Here is a 22,407-nt window from a genome sequence, read left to right as displayed (position 1 = left end):
GTATTGGGGGAATGGTGGAATGGGAACAAACAATGCAAAGAGGAGACATCGCCTCAAGCTGGCTGCCGTCATCATATTGACCGCAATCCTGCTGTTGAACCTGGCGGGCTGCAGCGGCGGCAAGAAGGAGGACGCCAAGTCGGATGCCGAAGCCGCTTTTAACAAAGAAGGCCTGCCGATCGTGAATGAACCGATTACGCTGGACGTGCTGACCGTTCGCTGGGGCAACATGGGGGATACGTTCCTCCAGAACCAGTGGCTCAAGGATTTGGAGAAGGAGACCAACGTCAAAATCAATTGGCAGATCATGTCCTCCAATGATTGGGGCGAGCAAAAATCGATCATGCTGGCGAGCGGTACGCTGCCGGATATCATTTTCGGGGATATCGTATTCAGCGATTCCGATATCGTCAACAACCTGTCGTATTTCCGTCCGCTCGACGACTACATCGATCAATACATGCCGAACCTGAAGGCGGCGCTGGAAGAAACGCCCGAGATGAAAAAGATGAGCACCTTCCCGGACGGGAAAATCTATTCCTTGCCGGCGCGGCTGCCGTCAAGGCCGAAAGCATCGATCCAGCCGATCATCAACAAAGCCTGGCTGGATCAGCTCGGACTGGACGTTCCGGACAACACGGACGAATTGTATAACGTATTCAAAGCGTTCAAAGAAGGGGATCCGAACGGCAACGGCAAGGCCGACGAAATTCCGGTCAGCGGATCGGGGAACATCAGCATCGATTTGCTGAATCCGTTCGGCATCACCGACATCAACGGAAACAGCATGATGGTCATCGATAACGAGCCCGTGTTCTATCCGGTGACGGAGAACTACAAAGAAGCGATCAAGTGGGCCCATAAGCTGTACGCCGAAGGCCTCATAGACCAAGAGATCTTCACGCAGGACAGCACCATGTCCACGGCAAAACATCAGAACCCGGATGCGGCGCTGATCGGGTTCTCCAACCAATGGGTACCGGACGCGGTATTCGGAAAATGGAAGGATCAATACATCGCGATTCCATCCATTGCCGGTCCTGACGGAAAACGGTACCAGGGCGGCGAGCCTGAGGGCATGAGCCTGCGCAGAAACGAGTTCCTCATCACCACGTCGAACAAGCATCCGGAAATTTCGGCCCGCTGGGCGGATCAGTTCTACACCAATGAAGCGAGCATCCAGAATTTCTGGGGAGCCATCGGCACGGTGATTCAGAAGAACGACGACGGCACGTTTACGCTCATGAGTCCGCCGGAGGGAACGAGTGCGGATGCCTGGTACTGGGAGCAATCCGTAAGGGATTTCGGTCCCAAGTACGTAAGCCCGAGCTTCGAGAAAAACATCATATTGGATGAGACCACGGGCGATGGCTTGAAGCTGGTCATCGACAAGCTGGGCAGCGATTACGTGACGACGCCGTTCCCGAACGTCATGTACAGCGCCGAAGAATTCCAGGAGCTGCCTACGCTGACTACGGATATCGATGGCTTTGTCGGCACGACCCGCGCAAAATGGATATCCGAAGGCAATATCGATGCGGAATGGGACGCGTACGTCAAGAAGCTGAACGATATGGGACTGGAGCGGCTGGTACAGATCCGCAAGGAAGCCTATCAGCGGTATATCAGCGTCAAATAAGGATTGACGGCAAGCGTCATGAGCTGCCCCGCAGATCGAAATGCTGCGGGGCAGCGTGATTTTGACATGGGATGAAAAAGGATTGTGATCAGTATTCATGTATCAGACTTCAACGGAGAAGGCGGAATCATATTGGAGAAGCGAAGCGGTCCCCTTTGTCCCCGGATTTTTACCATATAACAAAGCGCAAAAAAATCTGGGGGCAACAGGGATCGTAAGTATGATCCGCATTCGAAGTGATGATTAAGCTTTTATTGAATCGACTTCTAGGGAACTCAGGAGGCAGCAATCATGGGAAACATCAAAGTCACGGTATGGAATGAATACCGGCATGAGAGACATAATGAACAGGTAGCCGGCATATATCCGAATGGGATTCATCGTGCGATAGCGGATCATCTCGAACAGGTGGAAGGTTTGGAAGTAGCCACCGCCGTACTGGATGAGCCGGATCACGGATTGACCGATGAGCGATTGGCGAACACGGATGTACTGCTGTGGTGGGGCCATCTGGCACATGACGAGGTCCGCGACGACATCGTCGAGAAGGTTCGGCAGCGGGTGCTGGACGGCATGGGATTGATCGTTCTGCATTCCGGTCACGGATCCAAAATCTTCTCCAGGCTCCTTGGCACGAACACCGGGATGCTGAAGTGGCGCGACGACGGCGAGATCGAGCGTTTATGGATCGTTGAACCGAGCCATCCGATTGCACGAGGGCTGAGTGAATATATCGAGATTCCGCGGGAAGAAATGTATGGAGAGCGGTTCGAAATTCCGGCGCCGGATGAGCTTGTGTTCGTCTCCTGGTTTGAAGGCGGCGAAGTGTTTCGAAGCGGGTGTTGTTACAGGCGCGGCAGAGGGAAGCTGTTTTATTTCCGTCCGGGCCACGAAATGTTTCCGGTCTACCACCAGCCCGAAATTCTGCAGGTGATTACCAATGGCGTGTTCTGGGCCGCTCCAGTTGAAGGAGCTAAAACGGCTTACGGGCGGGTGGCGCCCATCGCTCCTGTCGCACAATCCTAATGAGAGACCTAATATGAGGAGTGTTCTAACGATGAATAAATTTCGAATCGGCTTAATCGGTTTGGGCGGGATGGCGCAGGAGCACATCCGCTGGATGAATGCAGAGAAAGTCTATCAGTTTGTGGCCGTGAGCGACGTCAACGGGGAAGCGGTGGCCAGAGTAGGCGATCAGCTGGGGATCGAGGACGGGAAACGCTATGCGGATTTCAAGGATTTAATTGATGATCCTGACGTCGATGCCGTCATTTCGGTCACGCCCAACAACGTGCACGCTGATATCATCAGCGCATGCTTGCAAGCCGGCAAGCCTTTTTTGGCGGAAAAACCATTCACGCGAGTCTTCGAAGAAGCCATCTTCTTGCTGGAGCTGTATGAGAAACAGCCCGTTCCCGCCATGATCGGATTTACGTACCGATATACGCCCGCTTTTCGTTATGCCAGGGAACTTATCCGTACGGGCAAGCTGGGTACGATCCGTCATTTCTCCATTCAGTATTTGCAGGGGTTTGGCGTGCCGAACCAGCAGGTTCCCTACATGTGGAGATACAACAAAGCCATCACGGGGACGGGAACGCTGGGAGATCTCGGTTCGCATATGATTGATATGGCCCGTTTTCTGTTTGGAGAGTTCGAAGAAATCACGGCCCAGCTACATACCATCATCCCGGAACGCCGGGACCCGGTGACGGGAGCCATGGCCAAGATCGAGGTCGATGATTTTGCCAGCTTCCAGGCCCGGATGGAGGGTGATATTATGGGCGTATTCCAGACGTCACGCAATGCATTCGGTTCAGGCAATCAGCATGAAGTGTCCATTTATGGCGACCACGGCACGGTCCACGCGAGCACATTGGATCCGGAGCGGGTGGTGTGGATTCGCGAAGAAGAGCCCGGGCAGCTCGCCAGAACGGCAATGGAAGTGCCGCAGCATTGCAAAGTCAAGCAGTATGCCGATTTTGCCGCGATATTGCGGGGAGCGCCTGCCGACGGAGTGCCCGGGTTTATGGACGGCTACCGGAATCAAGAAGTGCTGGATGCGGTCGTCAGGTCAAGCGAGACCAAAACGGTGGTTGAGCTGGGCAAATCCATCGGCCAACGGATTCAGAGTTTGTCATAACGTTTTGCCCATCCAAATATAGAGCGCCATCAAACTGAACAGAAACAGGCAGAAGTTAACGCCCACAAACAATCCGCGTTTAACGGGCGAGCGATGGAACTGAAAAGGGGTACGCAGTTCCCCCGTGCCTTCGATCAGAAACAGGATCAACACCGTGTGAATGATCATATGGCCGATCACTTCTTTGTAACCGAATACAAGGCTTGTCATAATAAAAATGCCGGATACCAGCAGTGCCGTGAACCGGTTCATGATGCCTACGATGAATGCCCATGCCAGTCCGATTTCAACAAAAGCGCTAATCATGACAAAATGCTCAATGGTAAAACCGAAGGTAGGAAGTCCATAGCTGCCCAGAACCGTGCAAGCGAGCTCGGGAATGGTCAGCTTTTCCATGGCAAGCCAAGCGAGGGACATGCCTGTGCATATATACAAGACCGGGGCTGCCGATCTTTTGATGGGAGTGCCGCACACAAACAGGTAATAAACAATGCCGAGATAAAGCAAATAATCGATGGAATGAAAAAGACCGTAGGATAAGGACGCCTGAATATAGAGCAGGAATAGGATGGCGCCGCTCACCGGCAAGGTGCGTTTATAGAGAAGGCACGCTGCGGCTGCGGACAGGCCGAGGATGATCCACATGGAATTGGTTCGGAATTCGGGGGCGAGGTAAGAGCCGCTCAGAAGCTGCAGCACAAGCCCGATGGCCAGCCCAATACGCAGAATCACCTCGGTGTGGGGCCCAAGCCTGTGCAGCCATCCGTGGATTCGCACGACGGGCCGCATCTTTCCCAAGGGATCGTGTAATGCGCATGTGAGCAACAAGATCAGCAATGTAAACGCTAACCAAAATAGGAACGTCAGCGTAACGATACGGGGAAAGGGCAGAGGGACCCATTCGAAATTGTCCGTGAACCATTTGACATGAATATAGATGTTGCTAATCTTGGAGAAATGCATTACCATTCAATAAGTTCCTCCCTTAACCAACTCTAGTCACCTAACCAAGATAATACATATTTAACTAAAAAAGTATATTGGTGGATGAATATATCCCTGATAATGATAATATTATCCCTTAGCGAGCATACCTGGGCAGCGTCTGATTTTACAGGCATAACAAACAAGCCGATCCTACCGGATCGGCTTGTTTGTTATGCAACTATTCAATATACAGCTAGCATTTTCAGGCTGATAAAGTTCAAGGGGGTTTATCTGATTTCATGAGGTCGGACTCCTTCATCAAACGGTTTGCTATAATGATGGGAGTAAACGGCTTAAGTAAGGGAAAAGGGTGAAGAAGATGAATGAAACGGAATACATAAGGGAAACACCCGCGAAGATCGGGAAAGGACAAGGAGCGGTGCTCATGCTGCAGGGCACGGCTTCGGATGTAGGCAAGAGCATCGTAACGACCGCGCTGTGCCGTATTTTTCTGCAGGATGGTTATCGCACGGCTCCATATAAGTCGCAAAATATGGCGCTTAACTCCTACGTGACGCTCGATGGCAAGGAGATCGGCAGAGCGCAGGGCGTGCAGGCCGAAGCCTGCGGCATAGCCGCAACAACGGACATGAATCCGATCCTGATCAAGCCGATTAAAGATATGCATTCCCAAATCGTGATCCACGGCGTGCCCGAAATGCAGATGAGCGCAATGGATTACCGGACGAAGTTTCTGCCGAAGGCCAAGGGGATCGTATTGGATGCGCTGGACCGGCTCCGGGAGAAGTACGATATCGTGGTCATGGAAGGCGCGGGAAGTCCGGCAGAGATCAATCTCAAGGATCGGGATATCGTGAACATGAATTTGGCAGGATGGGCGGATTCTCCGGTCATTTTGGTTGCGGATATCGACCGCGGTGGCGTGTTCGCCTCGATTGTAGGAACGCTCGAACTCCTGGAGCCCCATGAGGCGGCCAGGGTCAGAGGGTTCATCATCAACAAATTCCGCGGGGATTTGGCGCTGTTGAAGCCGGGACTGGACTGGCTTGAAGAACGGACAGGCATACCGGTGCTTGGCGTCCTTCCTTACATTCAGGACATGCGAATCGAGGCCGAGGATTCCGTAGTGCTGGATGAGCTTCAATATCAAAGACAGGAAAAACGCGACCTTGATATTGTCGTTATCCGGTATCCGCGCATTTCGAATTTTACGGATTTTGATGCGCTTCGCTGGGAGCGGGATGTCGTCGTTCGCTTCGTCCAATCGGTGGATGAGCTCGGCACGCCGGACGTCATCATTTTGCCCGGTACGAAGGATACGATCAGCGATTTGGGGTTCATCCGGGATCGGGGCCTGGCGGATGCGATATTAAGGTTGACGCAGACGCGGGATGTGCAGCTGGTTGGCATCTGCGGAGGATATCAAATGCTGGGCGAGCGGTTGTCGGATCCGCATGCGGTGGAAGGCAGCGCCCGGGAAGCGGCGGGACTTGGACTGCTGCCGATGCGGACGGCTTTTTCTAAGAAAAAAAAGACCGTTCGCGTAAGAGGGGAATTGTCACAGGAACATCCTCTGAAGCTCGTTTTATCGGATACGAAGGCTATTTCGGCAATAGGGGCCTACGAAATCCATATGGGCGTCACCGAAAGGAGCACGGAGCCTGGCGGATCAGAACACCGAACGTTGTTTTCGATTGAAGCAGATTCGGCGGATTCTTTGGAAGCCGGAGAAGATATTCAAGCACATCCTGAAGGTTTAGCCACCGCCGATGGACGCATCTGGGGGTGTTATCTGCACGGCTTGTTTGACAACGATGCCTTTCGCAGGTCCTGGCTGAACGGCATTCGGGTAAATAAGGGACTGGATGCCATTTGTGAAACGTTCCAAGCGGAAGAACGCAAACTCGCAGAATACGACCGTGTGGCGGACATCGTGCGGAATCATGTGGATATGGAGAAGATTTATGAAATCATCGGCTGTACGCACCGAAAGCCATAAGGAATAGATCCTTTAGTTTGGGCGATAGTGAAGAATAGGAGGATAACACCATGCGGCGGCATGGTGTTATTAGCGTGGAGAGCGCAAATGGATCAGGTGCTATTTTAGAAAAAAGTTGATTAATTATAGGATAGGGGGGTATACTAATTACAGAAACGGATGATAAGTCATCTTACAGCATATCCAATGAATGGAGTGATAGCGCATGTTGAATAAGAAGGGTACTGTGCTAACCTTAACGAGCATACTTGCAATTGGATTAATGACATCATGCGGTAATGCGAAGCAGGCCCCGGATACAGGCAGCCACGGCCACGGCGGGAACCATAATCAGGAAACCGTAAATCCGGAAGAGAACGGGCACAGTGGGCACGGAGGCGGGCATGAGACGGCCTCGAACAACTACCAGGCTGAATTTACATGGAATGAACCGGCAAGCGCAGGCACCGAAACAGAGTTAACGATACAGATTACGGACAACAACGGTGGACCCGTCCAGGAATTTGATGTCAATCATGAGAAGCTGCTGCATCTGATCATCGTGAATCGCGATTTGTCATTTTTCAACCATATCCATCCCGATTACAAGGAGAACGGCGAGTTTACCGTGAACACCACGTTTCCCGCCGGCGGCGAATATAAATTGATTGCGGATTTCGTGCCGAAGGGCGCTGGAGGGAGCACGCTCAGCGAATGGGTTCAGGTGGAGGGAGAAGAAGGAGAACCTTCGGCCATTGAGCCTGACTCCAGCCTGATCAAACAAGTCAACGGCAAGGAAATCGAACTGAGCCTGAGCAATGCCTTATCGAATGAAGAGGTCGTGCTCACCTATCATATTCAGGATGCGCAGACGAAGCAGGGAATCAGCAATCTGGAGCCTTACCTAGGCGCGGTCGGTCATGTTGTCATTCTGTCCGCAGACGCCGAGAAGTACATCCATGTGCATCCTCTTGACGAATCGAGCACCGGTCCCAAAGCGGAGTTTGCGACTACCTTTCCGCATAGCGGCATCTACAAAATCTGGGGACAATTTCAGCATCAAGGTGAAGTGATGACCGTGCCTTTTGTTGTTGAAATCAAATAATTTTTGTCTAAGGAGTGATCGACATGACAGAGCCATTGAAAATCTACACCATACCCACTTGCAGCGATTGCCATCATGCCAAGCGTTACTTCAAGGAGCAGCAGGTTCCGTACACGGAATATGATTGCACGCAGAATCCGGAATATCCGGAAGAAGTGAGACGTCTGACGGGAAAACAGATCGTGCCTACGATCGTTATCGGCGACAACGTATTTATCGGATTTGCCGATAACTTTCAGGAAATCAGGGAATTGATTAAATAAGCTAGGTTCATGGATATAAAAAAAAAAAGAAGCATGGATCGGTCCTCGGCGGATGATCCATGCTTCTTTTGTATGGAGGATAAAGAATCGCTGCGCATGAGTTACCAAAGTTCGACGCAGGTCAGGTCGTACGTCGTCGCCAGTTCCTGCCGATGCCGATAATAGCTCTCTTCTTCCTGTTAAGACGATGGACGCTTACGGATCAGCTCAATCACGCTGACGAAGTCGTCCCCGCCATAACCTTCCTCCACCCGTCGTTTCATCAGTTCGAAGATCGGCGCGAATGTTTCGGCGCTGACGCCTTGTACCCTGCTGACCTCCCCGATGGTGTCATGAGCGGCTTGCATCGCCAGACTCGCATCCTTGGCGGAATAATCTCCGGTATCGATCTGCTTCGCCATTTCCGGCATGGTGGAGATCATGGCTTGCAGAAACGGAATCAGCAGCGTTGTCGTGAAATCCGCTGCCTTCGTGCCTTCGGAACCCGCAAGCGCCACGGCATGGATGAAGCCGCCGAACATGCCGTACATGCCGCTTAGCAGTGCCAGGTCATTCAGTGGAGCGAGAGCAGGGTCGGAGCCTAAATAGTGACTAGTCCCTAAGCTTTCTAAGACCTGTTTATATGTTTCGTAAGCAGTTTGAGAACCGCTGTAGAGTATGACGGCATGAGGCGTGGCGATCAGGGAAGGCACGGCCATGATGCCGCCATCCAGATATTCGGCGCCGTGGGTCCTCATCCAGGTCCCCATCGTGCGGGCTTCTTCGGGAGTGCCGGTTGTCAGATTTACGACAACCTTGCCGGAAAGCTTCTCCCTCATGGGTTCAAGAATATGGCGGGCGGCATCATAATCAAGTACGCATACAATCAAGAGGGGACTGGCGGCGATGGCATCCGCGATGTCCGTAGTGCCGGAGGCACCCAAGCCTACAAGTTCAGCGGCTTTTTCAGGCGTGCGGTTCCAGACGGTGGTGACATATCCGTTGTTCACGAAGGTGCGGGACAGTTTGGAGCCCATGGCGCCTAATCCGATCACGGTTACCGGACCAAGGATAGAGCCGTCCGCCTGCGCATCGTAAGGATGATTACCATTAGAAAATTTCTTTGGATTTGTATTCATCGGTATAACCCCTTTCTGGGTTTGGGATGATACCCATCCTAAAGTATGACACTAGTGATAATGTCAAGAGAGACGATGGTCATGAAAATGGATGCTACACCTTATAAAACGTAAATAATCAGGCATTGCGCGTCTAGAATGTTCGTTTTCAAGAGTTTTTTAATGGTAATTCGAAGGTGTAAATAATCAGTAGCGATGTTATTATATGGATTGTGTCTTTTTGCAGCAAATTTTTCGTCCAAGCGCCGATAGCCCATCATAGATTTTTGAAACGATTCCCAATATAATGCGTAACAATACTCACTGCTTTAAATGGAAGGGGTTGTCATCATGGATTATGGAATGAACGTTATTTTGTTTGAAAAAAGACCGGACGGTGAGCTGGTGCAGATTGAAGAGCGGGCATGGACGATGAACATGGTCGCTGCGCTGGAGCACGTGAATTATATCGTCGCGGGCGGCAGGGAATATGAAACGATCGAAGGCAGATTAAACGTGGACACGGGCAAACTGGAGCTTCTGCTCGTTCCGATGCGGAACGATTAATTCTGTCCGAAAGGAGACATCATCTTGAGTAATGAAAAAGACAAAAAAGACCAGCCCGCTTCCAAATGGCTGACGCCGGAAGGCAAACCGATTCGAGTCTTGTCAAGCTCGCTCGGCATCGCCTTGTTGGCGAATGCGTTTCTGGTGTCGGGCGCGGCAGCGAAGGATCTCGCTTCGGAAGCGGTTACCTCATCCGAAGAGCCGCAGCTGGTATCCTGGTCGACGGAAGAAGTAAAGAAGTATTTTGACAAGAACGTGGACTGGAACATCCCGTTCCCTAGCTCAGAAGAATTCGAGGAAGAGCCGGCGGAAGGAGCATCCGCAGGATCAGGCGGGGGAACGACGGTAATCAATAACTATGGCGGCTACAATTCCGGTTTCGGCTGGGATGATCTGCTGCTCTACCACATGCTGTTCAACAACGGCTCCTACTATTCCTCCAGCGGATGGTACAACAATCATCGCGGATATTACGCGAATAACGGCAAGCCTTACAAACCCCGCACGTATTCGAGCGGTACGTTCCAGAACAAACCGGTGGTGAACTCCAATGTCCGTCCCAAGACCTCAACGTCCTCTTCGGGAACGATAACGCGCCGCTCCACATCGTCCAAGTCCGGCGGCATTGGCGGCAATTCCAGCGGCTTCAGCTCCTCGGGTTCGAAATCCAGCTCCAGATCCGGCGGTTTTGGCGGATGAGCCGCGAAAGCGTGTTTACCGTTTCGGGACAGCCTGACCCCAATCGGGATGAGCGGGTATCGAAGCTCGCCGAGCTTGGCTTTACCTGGGCGAATCTGGAAGGGGAAGCCTACTGGATAGACCAAATCGTCACCATACGTCAAGAGACCTATCGCGAGCTGGAAGAAGCCGCTGCGGTACTGTGGGCGACGCTGGACAAAACCGTACGTTACGTCCATCGCAACCATCATATTTACAGCTTGATCGGCATTCCGCCGATTCTGTGGCAGATGCTGGACGAATGTCCGCTGCCGGAGGAAGGGGTGATCAGCCGGTATGCCAGATTTGACTTTGCGATTGCCCATGACGGCAGCATCAAGCTTCTGGAGCTGAATGCGGACACACCCACAGGGTATGTTGAGGCTTCCATTGCAACGCCGTGGATGTGCGCTCAGGCCGGCATCTATTCTCCCAATGAGCGGATGGAAGAGCTGGTGGCACAAGCGTGGGCGGCAGAGCGTCCGGATACGGCCGCATGCATTGCTTACGGCGAGCATCTGGAGGACTCCGGCACGATCGAAGCATTGGTCCGGCACAGCGGGCTGGATATCAAGCTGGTGGATTGTCTGGATCTATGGGTGGACGAAGGCATGCTGAAGGACGGCGAAGGCCGGGAGATTCACCGGATGTTTGCTCTTTATCCGAAGGAATGGATGTCCGTCGATGATGGCGGAGATGCGCTTGCTTATGCCATCGAGACGGGGCGACTCCAGCTGTTCAACTCGCCGCACAGCATTCTGCTGCAGTCCAAAGGCTTGCTGGCCGCCATGTGGGGCATGTATGAGCTGGGCCTATTGTTCGATGAGCAAGAACGTGAAGCGATCGTTAAATATATGTTGCCGACATACAACAAACCGGTGTTCTCCGGCAATTTCGTATCAAAGTCGATGTTCGGCCGAGAGGGTGGTTCTGTCAAACTGTACGACCAGACAGGACAACTCGAGGTAGAGGATCAGGACGGATATGATACTAGCGTCATGTTTCCGACGGTCTATCAGAGGAGGGCCGAGCTGGCTCGCGTCGAGACGGCGGAAGGGGAATTTCATTTGCTGACGGGGTTGTTCGTCCTTAATGGTATCCCATGCGGTTTGCTGGGACGGGCGGGCGGTTTGATTACGGGCAATTCGAGCCATTTTATCGCAATGGGAGTGAAATAAATGCAGTTGAAACAAGAGAAAAGGCAGCAAAGCGGTGCTCCGAAGGGAAAGAGGAAACCTCCGGTCGTCCTGTCGGTGCTTATCTTATCCCTTTTGGTTTTAGCGCTGAGCGCATGCTCCAGCGGCAGCTCCACCGTGTTCCATACCGGATCGGAGGAAGTATCTTCAACCTCTAGCCGCGTGCCTTGGGACTATCGCATCATTGAAGGGACCGTCGGCGATTTGATTGGCGGCGACATGACCGTCCTGCCGGATAACGAGCTCCTGCCTAACGATAACAACTATGCTACAGGGGACAAAATTTGGACGCTGCAATTCATGGACGCCGAGCTGACCACGGATGCGAATCAGCGCAACGATATCCGGTTATCGTCCTGGCAGACCATTAAGTCGTTCAAGGATAAAAAGACGGCGGAATCGGATTTGGCCAACCTGAAAGTGACCGTCAAAACCGACGTGAAGCTGGTTGGGGTATATAAAACAACATACAAAAAAGACACCAGGCATTTTGCCGTCGTTGAGCTGCCGACGGGCAACCGGATCAAGCAGCCGATCGACGAGAAGCGTTATGCCGCATTGGAGAAGAAGGACACGGTTGATGTTGTATTGGAGGAAGTGCATGATTTCGCCGATTACGACTTGGCCTATGCAAAATTTCGGGGGTGGGCGGATTGACGGTCGTCATTAATATTGTTATAAGTGTGATCTGTATTATCGTGCTTCAATTGCTGGGCATGCTGATTTTCAGCTGGATGACCCGGTTTAACGACATGGAAGAGCTGAAGAAAGGCAATGTCGCGGTTGGTCTGGCATTCGGCGGCAAATTTTTGGCAACGGCCATTATTTTGGGCATATCGGCATATACGAATTCATCGATATGGCATATGATACTGTGGTTTGCCGTTGGATATGTATGCTTGATCGTTGCCTACTGGGTATTCGAGCTGGCGACGCCGGGTCTTCGAATTTCCGAGCACCTGCAAAAGGGCAACGTAGCGATCGGCATCCTGCTGGCCATGGTGTTCATCGGAACAGCCTTTGCGATCAGCAGCCTGATCATTTAGGCCGATTTGCACCCATGGGGAGAGGAGCAGGAGCGTGCACTTTTTTCTGAGATTATCTTTGAAAATGATGCGTCTGCGTAAAACAACGATCAGCGTGATCGTGGTGCTGTTTGTGGTGCTTTGCTCGACCCTGGCATTCCTGCTGGAGCCGGAAACGTTTCACCATTGGTTTAACGCCCTTTACTGGGTGCTTACCACGATGGCCACCGTAGGTTATGGCGATTATTATGCAGCTACCGTACCGGGCAAGATATTAACGATTTTCATCTATATCTTCGGTATCGGGCTGCTCAGTTTAGTGATCGGTAAAGTGATCGAATCGTTTGGAAGCATGCAGCGGCAGAGAGGAGCGGGCAGGTTGAACTTTAAGGGCAGCGGCCATGTCATCATTATCAATTGGAGCAAAAAAGCGATGTCCGCGATCGACGAGATTCTGTCGTATTCGCCGCAGTCCGAGATCGTGGTCATCGACGATTCCAGCCGGCATCCCGTGGAGCATCTCGAACAGGTGCATTTTGTAAGCGGCGATCCTGCATCGGATGACGTGCTGATGAGAGCCAACATTCTGGAGGCCAAATCGGCCATTGTCTTCGCGGACGCCCGGATCGACGAATCGGCGCTGGTGGACGGCAAGTCGCTCCTGATTGTTTCCAGCATCGAGCGGATAGCGCCGGACGTACATACCACGGTGGAGATCATGCAGGAGAAGCATGTGCAGAATTTCCGCCACAATCAAGTAAACGAGTTTGTCCTCTCGCACGATGCCGTGTCCCGATTGGCGGTGCGGGCAGCGCTGCAGGAAGGAAACTCGGATGTGCTGATGCAGCTGCTCAGCCGCCAGCACGGCGACGATATTTACGAAGTGGCATTAAACCCCGCATGGAAGACCTACGGGGATGCATTTCAGGATCTGCTGCGGCAAGGAGCGACGCTGATCTCCGATCGCAGTGACCTCAGCATCAACCGCAAGCTCGATTTGTCGATTCCGCGGGATGCGAGGCTGTATGTGGTTTCGGACGAAGCGACCATGAACCGGATTGCCGGTAAGCTTGCTTGAGGGGCTGCGAACATTTCAATAAAAGACGATGCTGTCTCACGTGAACGGGTGAGGCAGCATTTTTTATTGCGAAGCTGCCAATTACGAATTGACGTTTCGAAATCATATGCGTTAATCTGCTTGTTCCAGGTGGTCGGTGTAAATCGACTGCTTGAACTGCTGGATTCTCGAAAATGACACTTGGGTCAGCGGTCGGATGTCATGGGTAACGGCAGCTGACTCCTCGTTTGAGGGCTGTCCGCAGCCAATGTATGGGACATCCGTCGCGGATGCATGGACATACTCCAAAGTGAAAACGCCCCTGTTTAAACAGTGGGCGTTTTTTCCTATGGGCTTCAGATCATGTCTCTTAGCATGTTCACGCTGCTCTTCTCCAGTGCCATGGGAAACAGCTTCACCTTGCCGGGAGCTAACGATCGAACCTCTTCATATACGGCATTAGAGGCATACACCTGATCGGATTCCGCGATCCGCTGCAGCAGGTCTTCCCGATGATCCAGACCAGCCAGGCTGGAACGGACCCCATCGATACCGGCTTCTTGAACACGGCTGGCCATCCACTGCGCACCTGCCTTCCCCAGGCAGACAAAACTGAGATGGCTGCCAGGTGTCAGCCGGGCAATATCAAGCAGGACCGACGTTTCCGCATTCGCGCCAATAACGAAAGCTTTTTTGTCGTATTTGCTGCACAGGGCTTTGACTTCGGAATCATGATTAAGCGTCGTGACAATGTGGTTCGAATAGTCGAACGCTTCGAGCAGCGATTGTTCTCCGGCCAACAAATCCTCCAGAAACACCGTTTTGACTTCCGCGCCCGTAATTTCCTCAATCGCTTTCTGATAGAAGGGGAAATCATGCCCTTTACATTCGATGAACAGAATTCGCCGCTCTGCGTTCAAGACAGGCTCCTGCAGCAGCGTATAGGCAAGGGATGCGGCAAAGAACTCGCTCGCCGGGATATGAAGGGAGCCCAGCTCCTCCGTCGTTCGCTCTGCGAGCTCATGCATCAGCTTTCTGCGATTTCGAAGCTCTTCTACCTGAGGGTTGTTCAGAACCTGCGTTCCTTTGCCTTTATGCATGGAGACGATCCCCTCGTCCTTCAGCTGGTTGTACACCAGGTTTACGGTGTTGCGGTTCAGCCCGAGGTTGTCCGCGAGCGCGCCCGCCGGGGGCAGCATATCGAATGGTTCGATCTGTCCAATACCAATCAGCCACTTTAGCTGTTCCTTGACTTGCGTGCTTACATTCATGGGAGCGTGCGGGTCGACTCGAAGCATGAGCTTGTGCGCCATATCGAGACCTTCTTTCCTAGTCAACTAGTAATTCAACTTTACACAATAAACTGAAAATGTACAACAAAGGTATTGACATATATGGTTGTAAATCGTTATTTTATATATAACTAAATAACTAGTTAAATATGAATATGGAGGATTTGTTATGAAGGATCAAGCTGATTCTTATTTGCAGAAAATGAAAGGGGGGGCTAGAAGTCCGTTGACCGTTCGTCCCATGAATATCGCCGTTGGCTTTATCGGGGGCGCCGTTTCGATCGGCTTACTGGCCCTTCTCTCCGCGCTCGCAGGAAGTCCATGGATCATGGCGCCCTTTGGGGCAAGCTGCGTGCTGGCGTTTGCAGTCTGGGATGCGCCGTTATCACAACCAAGAAACCTGGTCGGAGGGCATCTTGTTTCCACGCTTACGGGACTTGTAACGCTGGAGGTCCTGGGTGACGGAATATGGGCCATGGCGATCGGGGTGGGAGCCGCGATCAGCCTGATGGGAATGACCAAGACGACCCATCCTCCGGCCGGCGCAGACCCCTTGGTCGTTATTATGGCTGGCAGCGGCTGGTCATTCCTGTTCACGCCTGTGCTCGTCGGATCGGTCATGATCGTGGTGGTGGCTCTACTTGTCAATAATGCGGTAAAGGAACGAAGATATCCGACTTTTTGGTGGTGAAGGCAGTTTTTTCTTTGATGAATAAACGGTAATCATGGCAAGTTCTTCAATCTCATATCGTCAACAACAGACCCGGACCGACAATGGACCGGGTCTGATTTATGTTGTCGCACCGCAGATTTGAACATTAACCAAACTAATTTATATAACGCAATGAGGGGAAATCCAAACCGAAATCCCGAAAAATAGGCGATACTTACCACTTGATCCTGGTTATCAAATCTATAGAATATTACACAATCCCGGTACAGGACTCTATTCTCATTTTGGATAAAAGGTTAATATTGCCAAACCTTTACAGAATGCGGTTCTCAGCCGTTTTTTTATACGACTTTGGTATCAAATTTGTCATAACTATGGATAATGATGTAAAAATGACCGGAACTTTAGCAATTTTTTTGCGTTTAACATTACGATTCGCGAAAATTTTCTGAAAATATTCGTAAATCTCGCTGTATCTCACGGATGGGATGAAGTCGTTCGGTTCCAGCCTTGTCAGGGCAAACGCACATTGGTTTCACACAACTAACATCAGGCTGTGAAGTTGTCAATGAACAGGCAGGAAGGAGCAGCGATTTGATTTATCGGGGGAAAATTATGGAAGAAGTTTGTTTTACTTCTTTTTGACTACTATCGAGATCGGAAAAGTTGGTAAAGAAGGAATATGGTATCGGGAGCGCATCGGCTATAGAATGACGAGTATGGCTCAGTCGTCATATGTCGGTGCAGCAACAAGCATGTCAAAGAAAGGGCAGGTGAGCAACGAAGACGATGAGCAGGCGAAAATGGTGGGTGGTCGCAGCATTTTGCACTATAGTGCTTCTCTGCGGTGCCGCTGTAATCTTAGGATATCTACGGCCGTCATTAAAAACGTATGCGGATGCGGACGGCGTGAAAATGAAATTCAAAACAGAGGGAACCTCCTTACTGGTATATGAGGATGAAGAGGTTTGGAAAGAGGTTTTTGCCAAGGGCGTGAACCTGGGCGCAACCGTACCCGGGCATTTTCCCGGCGAGCTGCCGGCCACCGAGGAAGATTATCTGCGCTGGTTCAAACAGATCGATGATATGGGAGCAAACGTCATTAGGGTCTACACGGTGCATAATCCGGTCTTTTATTCCGCGCTGGTGAAATACAACCGGGATAAAGGCGATGATCCCCTGTACTTCATGCAGGGCATCTGGTCGCCGGAGGAGCAGCTAATCGAGCGTCGGGATGCGTATGACGAAGAAATCGTCCAAACGTTTAAAGCGGAGATCTCGAAGGCTGTCGCTGCAGTTTACGGGGATATCAACGTTGAGCCCAAGCATGGGCAGTCGAGCGGCAAGTATAAGGTCAATGCGGGCAAGTACCTCATGGCCTGGCATGTGGGTACGGAATGGGACCCAGCCATGGTTGATAACACCAACAAGGTACATAAGGGTGTCCCTCAGTATAAGGGGTCCTATTTCTCGGGGACGAAGGACGCAAGTCCCTTCGAGAATTGGCTGGCATCTTTATTGGACTACACGGCTGCCGAGGAGCAGAAGTACGGATGGCAGCATCCGATGACATTTACCAATTGGGTCACGACGGATGTGCTTGAGCATCCGGGGGAACCGCTGTTTGAAGAAGACCTGGTGTCCGTCGATGCAAGGCATGTCGAACCGGTGAACTGGGATGCGGGATATTTTGCGGCATACCATGTGTACCCGTACTATCCGGATTTTTTCCGGACGGACAAAACATTGCAGACCCTTCCCGACGGGGACGGTGGCTACAACACGTACAAAGCCTATTTGCGAAAATTGAAAGCAGAGTTCGAGGATATGCCGATCATGGTTACCGAGTACGGCGTGCCTTCCTCCATCGGTATTTCCCACCACGGTCCTGGAGGGAAGGATCAAGGAGGACATGACGAGGCGGAGCAAGGCGAAGTAAATGTCTCGCTGACCCAGGATATTTACGACGAAGGCTATTCCGGAGCGATCTTGTTCATGTGGCAGGACGAATGGTTCAAGAAAACATGGAACACGATGCCTTTTGAAATACCGGCAGACCGCCGGGCATTCTGGTTGAATGTGCTGACCAACGAAAAGATGTTCGGCGTTCTGGCGATGCAGCCGGGTAAAGCGGAACAAATTACGATCGACGGGGATTTGACCGACTGGGATCAGGTTCCTGAAGGGGAAGTCAAAACCTGGTCCGGTACGGCTCCGGGCGTAAAGAACATGAAGTTGACGCATGACGAGGCTTATCTGTATATCGGCATGGAGCTGGACGAAGCATTTGATCCGAAACGTTCCAAACTCTTCATCGGAGCGGACACCATCCCTGGCGGCGATATACCGAAGAAAGAGCTGGCGGGACGAACGCTCACCGGCGGGGCTTTGGAAACGTTGATTCAGGTAGGTCAAGAGGACGAATCCCAGGTAACCATAGCGCCATCTTACGATTTCCACAGCCGGCTGTACGGCAAGGAAGGCTATTGGATGCTGCCGGGAGAGGAAGTCAAGGGAACGAAGGACGATCCCGTCGTACCGGGCGGCTCGTTCCATTCCTGGAAGCTGGCCATCAGCCTGCTGATGAATCCGCCGGACACCCGATTCTCCCATCCCTTTGTGGATGAGACGGTGGGGACGCTGAAACGGGGAACCAGCGATCCGGAATCTCCGGATTTCAACTCCCTTACGGCATGGCAGTACCAAGACCGCTTCGTCGAGATGAGGATTCCCTGGATGCTTCTAGGATTCGGAGATCCGAGCTCGCTGCAGGTGCTGGACTACGGTCCGCTTCAAGACAAGCGCACGTTCAGCACGACCACGGCGGACGGTATCCGGCTGGTTCCATGGATCACGGAAAGATCCGAGAACACCAGCAAACCAGCTTCAGGATCGGGGCAGTCCATTAATCTGCAGGACATCGAGCCTTATACATGGGAGCTGTGGGAAGCAACCCAATACAGCGAACGCTTGAAGCAAAGCTATTACGATATGCAGGAAATATTCACGCGTCTCCCTGAAACGGGGCGGCAGCCAGATGCTAAATAAAAGGAGGAGCCATCGGAGATGTTTTCAAATTTAGAAATGGCATACGTCTTTGTCTATGTATGCCTCGGCCTGATTGCAGCCGGCATTATCCTGTTGTTCCAAATGAAGATCAAGCATAATGCCATACAAAGAGAAACGGAACGATTTACGGAAAAAAACCATGATTACTTTGTGTATGTGCAGAGTCATCTGCATGATGATACTACGCTGGAGCTGCCGCCAGGCAAATTGACGTCGGCCGAACGCCGGGTCATTCAAGCCAAGTTTATGGAGTGGATCGAGCAATTCAAAGGCGACGCCAGAGAGAAGCTCCTGCGTTTGTGCCGGGACGCCGGGTTTGTGGAACAGGAAATTCGGGCATTATCCAGCATGAGGAAAGACCGCCGCATTGAAGCGGTCTACCGCCTCGGCGGGATGCGGGCGGAAGAGGCCGTTCCCCAGCTCCAGCAGCTGATGAACCGGACGAAATACGGTCCGATGACCATCATCATTGCGCGGGCAATTGCCAAAAGCGCGGTTTCGTCCCAGCAGATTCGGGAAATGTTGTCCAAGCTGCTGTCTTACGATAAAGCCATTCACCATATGGCTGCCGATATTTTGCTGGAGACCCGGCTGGATTCGGCCAGCCTCATGCGCAAGCTTCTGGACGATCCCGATCCCGGGCTGGTCAAGGTTTCGCTTGTTGCCATGTGGGGACAGGCCATTCCGGCAGTCGTGCCGGCACTCGACCGATTGGTCGGATCCGAGGAGAAGGACGTGCGTGCCGAGGCCGTCAAGCTGTATCTTGGCTCGAACCCGGCCCTGAAGGATGACACTATTGTGGCACTCATGAATGATCATGAGTGGGAAGTGCGGGCGGCAGCGGCGAAAGCGCTCGGACGGCTTCATGCCGCAGGCAGCATTCCGCTCCTGGCTTCAGCCCTGAAGGACGAGAATTGGCATGTGCGGAACAACAGCGCGGAGAGTCTTGCCATGTTGGGAGAACAAGGCTTCGAGACCTTGTGCCAAGCCGCGCTTACAGGAGAAGGTCCAGCCAGGGAAACGGCCCTGTACCGGATCGAACGGATCATGTCCAACGAAGGCGAATACGAGCAAGTGGAGCAAATGGTGGCATTTAATAAAAGAAAACTGGTGTACGATCGTTATTTCGGCGTTCAAACGAACAAACGGATCGGCACGGTTGCAGGAGTAGGAGGAGATTACACTGCTTAGAGATATCCTGCTCACTTACGGGATGGTGGCGATTTATTACGTCATGATCGTTAGCGCGCTTTATTTTGTAATTCTGATGTTTTCTTTCAGAAATATTAAGGATATTTTCAGACGCGCGACGTATTCGAAATACAATACGCTTTCGGGATCGGAACTGGTACCATCGGTATCCTTGCTGGTCCCGGCCTATAACGAAGAGCTGACGATCGCGGAGAATGTCCGCTGCCTCATGACGCTGAACTATCCAACCTACGAGGTCATCGTCATCAATGACGGATCCTCCGACGAAACGCTGAAGGTGCTGATTGAGGAGTATGGTTTGACACTGCTGCCCAATCCGGAGATCCGAGGCAACATCAGCACGAACAAGGTGCGGGGCATTTATTATAATCCGCAGTACCCGCAGCTATACCTCATCGACAAGGAGAACGGCGGTAAGGCGGATTCCTTGAACGCGGGCATCAACCTGTCCCGTTATCCGCTGATTTCTTCCATCGATGCGGATTCATTGCTGGAGAAGGATGCGCTGATCCGGATGGCCCGGATGTACATGGAGAATCCCGAGGAGACGGTGGCGATCGGCGGCGACGTCCGGATTGCCAATGGCTGCGTGATCGAGAACGGTGAGGTTAAGGACGTATCCTTGCCGCGCCGGATGTGGCCGATGTTTCAATCGATCGAATATTTGAAAGCTTTTCTGGGGGGCCGAATCGGGTGGAGCCATTTCAACGGGCTCATCATCGTCTCCGGGGCCTTCGGTTTGTTCCGGAAAGACTATGTCATTGCGGTTGGCGGCTATCGCGGCGGTTACCCCGGCGAAGATATGAACATCATTATCAAGCTGCACCGCTATATGCTGGAAAATAAAATCAAATACCGCGTTTCCTTTTGTCCGGAAGCGGTGTGCTGGACGCAGGCGCCGGACAGCTACAACATTTTGTCCAATCAGCGCAAGCGCTGGGGACGCGGAAACTTGAAGAACATGATCGAGAACCGGGATATGGTGTTCAATCCGAAATATAAAGTCATGGGCTTGTTGACAATGCCCTACAACGTTATTTTCGAAGCGCTAAACCCTTACTTCAGAATTACGGGCCTTCTGGCTCTGCTTGGATATGTTTTGCTGGATATGACAAATTGGCATGTGCTGGTCGTGTTCGGGCTCGTCAATTTTTTAAGCGGGTACCTGCTCAGTGTGGGAGCCCTCATCCTGGAGGAGATGGCCTTCCGCCGGTATACCAAATTGTCCGACCTGGTGAAAATGCTCCTCTTCTCGGCGCTCAAGTTTGTGGGTTACCATCAGCTTGGCGTGCTGTGGAGAGTACAGGGACATATTCAATATTTGCAAAACAACAATTCATGGGGCACCATGACCCGGCAGAGCTGGAAAGATAAGAACGAGGCGGCTTGACTTCAAGGCCCGGTTCAAATGCAGCATCAAAATATAAAGAGAGGTGGGACTTACTGTTATGTCTCAATCGGCAACATTGCAACGCGTGCAGGCCGTTGATTTTTACGGCCGCGTGGAGGAGGAAGTGAGAGAACATCCCAATGGAACAGCATTGCTGTTTCTGTACTGTGCTGGCAATCCGTCCGGGACGGAGGCTGAGCTGGCGGAGGTTCAGAGCTTTATGGACCAGCTGACCGGCGTAAACGGCGAGGTTCTGCACGACGCCAATACCGGCGTATCGGCTGTTACCCTGCCTGGCTACACGCTGGATGCCGCCCATTATCAGGCACTGCTCCTGAAGCAGCATCTGCAGGGCCGTTTCGAGCAAGCGGACCCGCGTATTACGCTTGCAGCGCTTACGGAAGCGCCGCCTCGGCAGACGTTGAAGCAGATGGCGGAAACCGCCAGGCTCAGCACCTCTTCGGATATTCATATATTTACGCAGGAGGAAGCGGACAGCGGCCAAAACCGCATTCTCATTGTGGACCAAGATGCCACGGTGAGGGAATTTTTACAGATTCGCTTGGCCATGCAGGGTTACGAAACGCTGGAAGCGGTGGATGGTTTGGAGGCACTGGAGCTCATCCCGAAATGGGAGCCGGATCTTGTCCTGACCGAGCTGAACCTGCATGGCATCGACGGCCTGCCGTTCATTCATCATATCCAGCAGCTGGACGTGAAGGAGCCGCCGAAAATTGTCGTGTTAACCGAGAAGCGGGTAGAGCAAACCATCAGCCAATGTTTCCAAAACGGGGTCGATGACTACGTAACCAAACCGTTCTCGCCGGTGGAGCTGGATGCCCGCATCCGACGCTGCCTTCATTAAACACATGGTTATTAAAGCTTTTAGTTAGATGAGATTCAGGATTGATACGTGATTAGTTGAGCTGAAGAGGTTCTTTAATCGCAAGGAAAGAGTTCAACAAACAAGTCTGTCTTTTGGCCGACGAACAAAAGAAATAGACGAATAGACTATACATCCGATGGAGGTTGAATA

20 protein-coding genes are annotated in these 22,407 nt (G+C 52.1%); 17 read left to right on the top strand and 3 right to left on the bottom strand.

Features of this window, described 5'->3' with window-relative positions; translation table 11 throughout:
- Window positions 1-19 precede the first annotated feature (19 nt).
- From AC3RCL_RS20290 to AC3RCL_RS20280, 3 genes are all read left to right on the top strand, one after another.
- Window positions 20-1,639 (top strand): extracellular solute-binding protein, encoded by a 1,620-nt coding sequence (locus tag AC3RCL_RS20290; protein ID WP_340965556.1) that lies wholly within the window; start codon window positions 20-22, stop codon window positions 1,637-1,639.
- 291 nt (window positions 1,640-1,930) lie between these two features.
- Window positions 1,931-2,665: a ThuA domain-containing protein gene (locus AC3RCL_RS20285; protein ID WP_015734387.1), complete on the top strand. Its 735-nt coding sequence runs from the start codon at window positions 1,931-1,933 to the stop codon at window positions 2,663-2,665.
- Window positions 2,666-2,696: 31 nt separating this feature from the next.
- Entirely contained in the window at window positions 2,697-3,782 is a 1,086-nt protein-coding gene (locus AC3RCL_RS20280) for a Gfo/Idh/MocA family protein (RefSeq protein WP_492531587.1), read from the top strand.
- Here the strand turns inward: AC3RCL_RS20280 and AC3RCL_RS20275 are convergent.
- Window positions 3,777-4,751, bottom strand: a complete 975-nt coding sequence (locus tag AC3RCL_RS20275; protein ID WP_492531585.1) for a hypothetical protein — start codon at window positions 4,749-4,751, stop codon at window positions 3,777-3,779. The genes AC3RCL_RS20280 and AC3RCL_RS20275 overlap by 6 nt on opposite strands.
- Before the next feature lie 337 nt (window positions 4,752-5,088).
- Here AC3RCL_RS20275 and AC3RCL_RS20270 point away from each other — a divergent pair, with 337 nt between their 5' ends.
- From AC3RCL_RS20270 to AC3RCL_RS20260, 3 genes are all read left to right on the top strand, one after another.
- Window positions 5,089-6,729, top strand: a complete 1,641-nt coding sequence (locus AC3RCL_RS20270) for a cobyric acid synthase (protein WP_492531583.1) — start codon at window positions 5,089-5,091, stop codon at window positions 6,727-6,729.
- A gap of 205 nt (window positions 6,730-6,934) precedes the next feature.
- On the top strand, window positions 6,935-7,813 hold the full coding sequence (locus tag AC3RCL_RS20265; RefSeq protein ID WP_492531581.1) for a DUF8832 domain-containing protein: 879 nt from the start codon (window positions 6,935-6,937) through the stop codon (window positions 7,811-7,813).
- 23 nt (window positions 7,814-7,836) lie between these two features.
- Window positions 7,837-8,076, top strand: a complete 240-nt coding sequence (locus AC3RCL_RS20260; protein ID WP_036665795.1) for a glutaredoxin family protein — start codon at window positions 7,837-7,839, stop codon at window positions 8,074-8,076.
- Window positions 8,077-8,255: 179 nt separating this feature from the next.
- Here AC3RCL_RS20260 and AC3RCL_RS20255 read toward each other — a convergent pair whose 3' ends face one another.
- Complete coding sequence (locus tag AC3RCL_RS20255) at window positions 8,256-9,194, bottom strand: NAD(P)-dependent oxidoreductase (RefSeq protein WP_492531579.1); 939 nt, start codon at window positions 9,192-9,194, stop codon at window positions 8,256-8,258.
- Window positions 9,195-9,524: 330 nt separating this feature from the next.
- On the opposite strand from AC3RCL_RS20255, the gene AC3RCL_RS20250 reads away from it, so the two are divergent.
- The 6 genes from AC3RCL_RS20250 to AC3RCL_RS20225 are packed head-to-tail and all read left to right on the top strand — an operon-like array spanning window position 9,525 to window position 13,756.
- On the top strand, window positions 9,525-9,740 hold the full coding sequence (locus AC3RCL_RS20250) for a hypothetical protein (protein WP_015734394.1): 216 nt from the start codon (window positions 9,525-9,527) through the stop codon (window positions 9,738-9,740).
- 24 nt (window positions 9,741-9,764) lie between these two features.
- Window positions 9,765-10,439, top strand: a complete 675-nt coding sequence (locus AC3RCL_RS20245) for a hypothetical protein (RefSeq protein WP_492531577.1) — start codon at window positions 9,765-9,767, stop codon at window positions 10,437-10,439.
- Window positions 10,436-11,635 carry a glutathionylspermidine synthase family protein gene (locus tag AC3RCL_RS20240; RefSeq protein ID WP_492531575.1) on the top strand — a complete coding sequence of 400 codons (1,200 nt, stop codon included), beginning with the start codon at window positions 10,436-10,438 and terminating at the stop codon, window positions 11,633-11,635. The genes AC3RCL_RS20245 and AC3RCL_RS20240 overlap by 4 nt, the downstream gene beginning before the upstream one ends.
- Window positions 11,636-12,310, top strand: a complete 675-nt coding sequence (locus AC3RCL_RS20235; RefSeq protein ID WP_492531573.1) for a signal peptide protein — start codon at window positions 11,636-11,638, stop codon at window positions 12,308-12,310.
- The gene (locus tag AC3RCL_RS20230) at window positions 12,307-12,699 is read left to right on the top strand and encodes a DUF350 domain-containing protein (RefSeq protein ID WP_492531571.1); all 393 of its coding nucleotides are present in this window, start codon (window positions 12,307-12,309) and stop codon (window positions 12,697-12,699) included. The genes AC3RCL_RS20235 and AC3RCL_RS20230 overlap by 4 nt, the downstream gene beginning before the upstream one ends.
- A 34-nt stretch (window positions 12,700-12,733) precedes the next feature.
- Window positions 12,734-13,756: a potassium channel family protein gene (locus AC3RCL_RS20225; RefSeq protein ID WP_492531569.1), complete on the top strand. Its 1,023-nt coding sequence runs from the start codon at window positions 12,734-12,736 to the stop codon at window positions 13,754-13,756.
- A gap of 335 nt (window positions 13,757-14,091) precedes the next feature.
- Here AC3RCL_RS20225 and AC3RCL_RS20220 read toward each other — a convergent pair whose 3' ends face one another.
- Window positions 14,092-15,048: a GntR family transcriptional regulator gene (locus AC3RCL_RS20220; RefSeq protein WP_492531567.1), complete on the bottom strand. Its 957-nt coding sequence runs from the start codon at window positions 15,046-15,048 to the stop codon at window positions 14,092-14,094.
- 148 nt (window positions 15,049-15,196) lie between these two features.
- Between AC3RCL_RS20220 and AC3RCL_RS20215 the strand changes: the two genes are divergently transcribed.
- The 5 genes from AC3RCL_RS20215 (at window position 15,197) to AC3RCL_RS20195 (ending at window position 22,236) form a co-directional block, all read left to right on the top strand.
- Complete coding sequence (locus tag AC3RCL_RS20215; RefSeq protein WP_492531564.1) at window positions 15,197-15,718, top strand: HPP family protein; 522 nt, start codon at window positions 15,197-15,199, stop codon at window positions 15,716-15,718.
- Between the two features lie 771 nt (window positions 15,719-16,489).
- The gene (locus AC3RCL_RS20210) at window positions 16,490-18,748 is read left to right on the top strand and encodes a hypothetical protein (RefSeq protein WP_492531562.1); all 2,259 of its coding nucleotides are present in this window, start codon (window positions 16,490-16,492) and stop codon (window positions 18,746-18,748) included.
- A gap of 18 nt (window positions 18,749-18,766) precedes the next feature.
- A complete protein-coding gene (locus AC3RCL_RS20205) occupies window positions 18,767-19,960 on the top strand; it encodes a HEAT repeat domain-containing protein (RefSeq protein ID WP_492531560.1) in 1,194 nt (397 codons plus the stop codon).
- A 43-nt stretch (window positions 19,961-20,003) separates the two neighbouring features.
- On the top strand, window positions 20,004-21,371 hold the full coding sequence (locus AC3RCL_RS20200) for a glycosyltransferase family 2 protein (protein ID WP_176502381.1): 1,368 nt from the start codon (window positions 20,004-20,006) through the stop codon (window positions 21,369-21,371).
- Window positions 21,372-21,429: 58 nt separating this feature from the next.
- Window positions 21,430-22,236 (top strand): response regulator transcription factor, encoded by an 807-nt coding sequence (locus AC3RCL_RS20195; RefSeq protein WP_096773198.1) that lies wholly within the window; start codon window positions 21,430-21,432, stop codon window positions 22,234-22,236.
- The last annotated feature ends 171 nt before the right edge of the window (window positions 22,237-22,407 follow it).

This window comes from Paenibacillus sp. MT86 (assembly GCF_058792535.1).
Note: the sequence above shows the minus strand (reverse complement) of the source record. Positions and strands in the feature narration are given on the sequence as shown.

What these genes read in the sequence shown, in the direction of transcription:
- AC3RCL_RS20290 (WP_340965556.1), top strand. Translation starts at nt 20, where the DNA reads ATGGGAACAAACAATGCAAAGAGGAGACATCGCCTCAAGCTGGCTGCC.
- AC3RCL_RS20285 (WP_015734387.1), top strand. Translation starts at nt 1,931, where the DNA reads ATGGGAAACATCAAAGTCACGGTATGGAATGAATACCGGCATGAGAGA.
- AC3RCL_RS20280 (WP_492531587.1), top strand. Translation starts at nt 2,697, where the DNA reads ATGAATAAATTTCGAATCGGCTTAATCGGTTTGGGCGGGATGGCGCAG.
- AC3RCL_RS20275 (WP_492531585.1), bottom strand. Translation starts at nt 4,751, where the DNA reads ATGGTAATGCATTTCTCCAAGATTAGCAACATCTATATTCATGTCAAA.
- AC3RCL_RS20270 (WP_492531583.1), top strand. Translation starts at nt 5,089, where the DNA reads ATGAATGAAACGGAATACATAAGGGAAACACCCGCGAAGATCGGGAAA.
- AC3RCL_RS20265 (WP_492531581.1), top strand. Translation starts at nt 6,935, where the DNA reads ATGTTGAATAAGAAGGGTACTGTGCTAACCTTAACGAGCATACTTGCA.
- AC3RCL_RS20260 (WP_036665795.1), top strand. Translation starts at nt 7,837, where the DNA reads ATGACAGAGCCATTGAAAATCTACACCATACCCACTTGCAGCGATTGC.
- AC3RCL_RS20255 (WP_492531579.1), bottom strand. Translation starts at nt 9,194, where the DNA reads ATGAATACAAATCCAAAGAAATTTTCTAATGGTAATCATCCTTACGAT.
- AC3RCL_RS20250 (WP_015734394.1), top strand. Translation starts at nt 9,525, where the DNA reads ATGGATTATGGAATGAACGTTATTTTGTTTGAAAAAAGACCGGACGGT.
- AC3RCL_RS20240 (WP_492531575.1), top strand. Translation starts at nt 10,436, where the DNA reads ATGAGCCGCGAAAGCGTGTTTACCGTTTCGGGACAGCCTGACCCCAAT.
- AC3RCL_RS20235 (WP_492531573.1), top strand. Translation starts at nt 11,636, where the DNA reads ATGCAGTTGAAACAAGAGAAAAGGCAGCAAAGCGGTGCTCCGAAGGGA.
- AC3RCL_RS20220 (WP_492531567.1), bottom strand. Translation starts at nt 15,048, where the DNA reads ATGGCGCACAAGCTCATGCTTCGAGTCGACCCGCACGCTCCCATGAAT.
- AC3RCL_RS20215 (WP_492531564.1), top strand. Translation starts at nt 15,197, where the DNA reads ATGAAGGATCAAGCTGATTCTTATTTGCAGAAAATGAAAGGGGGGGCT.
- AC3RCL_RS20210 (WP_492531562.1), top strand. Translation starts at nt 16,490, where the DNA reads ATGAGCAGGCGAAAATGGTGGGTGGTCGCAGCATTTTGCACTATAGTG.
- AC3RCL_RS20205 (WP_492531560.1), top strand. Translation starts at nt 18,767, where the DNA reads ATGTTTTCAAATTTAGAAATGGCATACGTCTTTGTCTATGTATGCCTC.
- AC3RCL_RS20200 (WP_176502381.1), top strand. Translation starts at nt 20,004, where the DNA reads ATGATCGTTAGCGCGCTTTATTTTGTAATTCTGATGTTTTCTTTCAGA.
- AC3RCL_RS20195 (WP_096773198.1), top strand. Translation starts at nt 21,430, where the DNA reads ATGTCTCAATCGGCAACATTGCAACGCGTGCAGGCCGTTGATTTTTAC.